The sequence below is a fragment of the Mesorhizobium sp. M7A.F.Ca.US.002.01.1.1 genome, from assembly GCF_004022955.1.
Classification (GTDB): domain Bacteria; phylum Pseudomonadota; class Alphaproteobacteria; order Rhizobiales; family Rhizobiaceae; genus Mesorhizobium; species Mesorhizobium ciceri.
On record NZ_RZQE01000639.1, the window covers coordinates 1 to 2,715 of the forward strand.

Below are 2,715 nucleotides of genomic sequence, written 5' to 3' on the forward strand. Positions count from 1 at the left end.
GGCATAGGTGATCGAGGGGTCGCTGGCGCGACCTGCTGTCGGCCGAACGCGAGGTGGTGCTGGAGCCGGACGGCGCCAGCGACCCCTCGATCACCTATGCCGTTGTATGGAAGCAGAAGCCGAACATCCTGGCGTCGCTGCCCAATCTGCGCGCCATCTTCTCGATCGGCGCCGGCGTCGACCATATCTTCGCCGATCCCGGCCTGCCCGACGTGCCGATCGTCAAAATCGTTGCCGACAACCTCACCCAGTACATGACGGAATATGTCGTCTGGCGGGTGCTCGACCATCACCGCCAGGGCCTGCTCTACCGGTCGCAGCAGTCGAAGAAGATCTGGCATGAGCCGCAGCAGAGGCCTGCCGGTGACATTTCGGTCGGCATCATGGGCCTCGGCAGTCTCGGCCGCGCCGCGGCCTCGGTGCTGCTCTCGCTCGGCTTTGCCGTCAATGGCTGGTCGCGCAGCGACAAGGCCATGCAAGGCGTCGCGACCTATTCCGGCGAAGCTGGATTGATCCCCTTCCTCAAGGCAACCGACATCCTGGTGGTGCTTCTGCCGCTGACGCCGGAGACCAAGGGCATCATCAACTACGGCGTGCTGAAGGAGCTGCGGAAACGCAACGGCCTCGGCGGCTCGGTGCTGATCAATGCCGGGCGTGGCCGCCTGCAGAAGGATGCCGACATTTTGCGGGCGCTGGATGACGGCACGTTGAAGGAGGCAAGCCTCGACGTGTTCGAGGTCGAACCGCTGCCGAAGACCAGTCCGCTGTGGGGGCATCCGAAAGTGTTCGTGACGCCACACGCGGCGGCGACCTCCGATCCGGTGCATCTGGCGCCGATCATGCTGCGCCAGATGGACGCCTTCGAACGCGGCGAAAAGCTCGACAATCTGGTGGACCGCAAGGCGGGGTATTAGCTAGCCGGGCAGAGCGAGCTTCTTCTGCTTGTTTGGCTGGCCGCAGTCGCGTCGATCGATCGACCGGTTCATGGCATCGATCTCACCGCTCGCCTTGTCGGTATCGCGCTTGGCCTTCGAGCGCATGTCCGGCGTGAACGGGCCGAAGCCCATCGCCGGATTGGAGAAGGTCGGCTTGGCCTTGATCGGCAGGTTGTATTGCTGCGCCAAGCCATTGCGCTGCGCCAGCAACTGGTCGCACGGCACGCTGTCGTATTGCAGGGACGACTGGACGTTCGCATCCTGCTGTTCCGACATCGAAGTGCCACCGACACAGCCGGCGGTCAGCAGGCAAGAGGCCAAGATCATCATGTTCCAGCGCATCGGCTATGCTCCTCTTGATATCCCGCCCTGACGCGAGCAGATCGCAAATATCAGTCGCGCATGCAAATCGGACTTTTTCACAGCAGGAATATTTGCGAGGCGGCGAGGCTGCCCCTCCGCAGGCGCGCGGCTGACGGAGCATCAAACGAAAAACCCGCCTGTCCGGCGGGTCACTGGCGCAAATCAGCACCATCGGCGAAAATGTACCATAGCTGAGGGCAGGGTGTCAAGAAAAAATTCCTATCGCACCCGACGAAAAGCTGCCGACACCGCCGACCGGCTGTCGTCAGGTCTTTTGTTCAGCTGAGTTCGGAGCCCTGACCACAACGACCAACCCGTTGACGTGTTCCCCGCGATCCTGCCGGATCGCGGTTGGTTCCAGTGACAGGACCGAAAGCCCGTTGGCGGCCAGCACGTCGAGCACATAGCGTTGCGCATGCGCATAGCGGCGTGACGGCAGCAGCGCAAAATCGCCATCGCCAGCCAGCGTCTCGACGGAAAACGCGAACAGGCCATCCGTGGCCAGCAGGCCGGCAATCGTCTTCACCACGCCGCCCAGCGCACCGACATAGATGAAAACATCGGCCACCGTCACCAGATCGGCTTTCGGACCGGCATAGGGAAGATCCCGCAGATCGGCCTTGTCGAGGAAATCGTAGACGCCCTTGGCCCGCGCCTTTCTCAGCATTTTGGCCGAAATGTCATACCCCTCCAGCCGGTCGGCGATCGGCCGCAGCCTCTGCCCCATCAGGCCTGTGCCGCAGCCGAGATCGAGCGCCAGCGCGAAGCGGCCCGGCCTTGCCGCTCGAATGGCCTGGTCGAGCATCCCAGGCAGGCGGTAACCCAGCCTGCCGACCAGGGACTCGTCGAAGCTCTCGGCATAATGGTCGAACAAGGTCTCGACGAAGGCGCTGGGGAGCGCATCGACCGCCGGCGCCATGCCGATCAATTGCAGGTTCAGTGCAGCGCCTTGACGATCCGATGGATCGAGTTGCAACGACATCGTCCACGCCTGTGCGGCCAGATCCGCCGCGCCCGCCGCCTGCTGCATCTCGCCGAGGCGAAACCAGCCCATCGCCCATTGCGGCGTTATTTCCAGTGCACCGAGCAGCAATTCCGCCGCCGCCGCATGATCGCCATCAGCGTGCAGCATCTCGGCATAGTCGGCGCGGCGATCGGCGTTCAAGTCGCCTGACGAGGCCTGAAGCGGTTTCATGGCGGCGGGTCCTGCCGGCGGATCGAGCCGGCGGTGCTCTATGCGGGAGTCAGCAGTGACTTACAACAGGCTTCCCGCCGCGGAATTATATCCTATCTTGGAGACCATGCGCACCAGTGTTCTGCTTCATCCCCGGCCCGAGGGCCTCTATTGCCCGCCGGGCGATTTCTTCATCGACCCGGTGCGGCCGGTCAACAGGGCACTGATCACGCATGGCCATTC

General features: G+C 63.3%; 3 protein-coding genes and 1 pseudogene. 2 read left to right on the plus strand and 2 right to left on the minus strand.

What is annotated here, in order from left to right; genetic code table 11:
• Nucleotides 1-32 precede the first annotated feature (32 nt).
• Nucleotides 33-914: a glyoxylate/hydroxypyruvate reductase A gene (locus EN932_RS33330; protein WP_245483376.1), complete on the plus strand. Its 882-nt coding sequence runs from the start codon at nucleotides 33-35 to the stop codon at nucleotides 912-914.
• On the opposite strand, the gene EN932_RS33335 is transcribed toward EN932_RS33330, so the two are convergent.
• Together EN932_RS33335 and EN932_RS33340 are read right to left on the minus strand one after the other, a co-directional pair.
• Nucleotides 915-1,277, minus strand: coding sequence for a hypothetical protein (locus EN932_RS33335; RefSeq protein WP_127369629.1), 363 nt, complete (start codon nucleotides 1,275-1,277; stop codon nucleotides 915-917).
• A 286-nt stretch (nucleotides 1,278-1,563) separates the two neighbouring features.
• Complete coding sequence (locus EN932_RS33340) at nucleotides 1,564-2,493, minus strand: methyltransferase domain-containing protein (protein WP_127369628.1); 930 nt, start codon at nucleotides 2,491-2,493, stop codon at nucleotides 1,564-1,566.
• Between the two features lie 106 nt (nucleotides 2,494-2,599).
• Here EN932_RS33340 and EN932_RS39260 point away from each other — a divergent pair.
• A pseudogene (locus EN932_RS39260) lies at nucleotides 2,600-2,715 on the plus strand (DNA ligase-associated DEXH box helicase); the annotation flags it as partial.

Excerpts from the sequence above, each read along its gene's own strand:
- EN932_RS33340 (WP_127369628.1), bottom strand. The coding sequence starts at position 2,493 with ATGAAACCGCTTCAGGCCTCGTCAGGCGACTTGAACGCCGATCGCCGC.
- EN932_RS33335 (WP_127369629.1), bottom strand. The coding sequence starts at position 1,277 with ATGCGCTGGAACATGATGATCTTGGCCTCTTGCCTGCTGACCGCCGGC.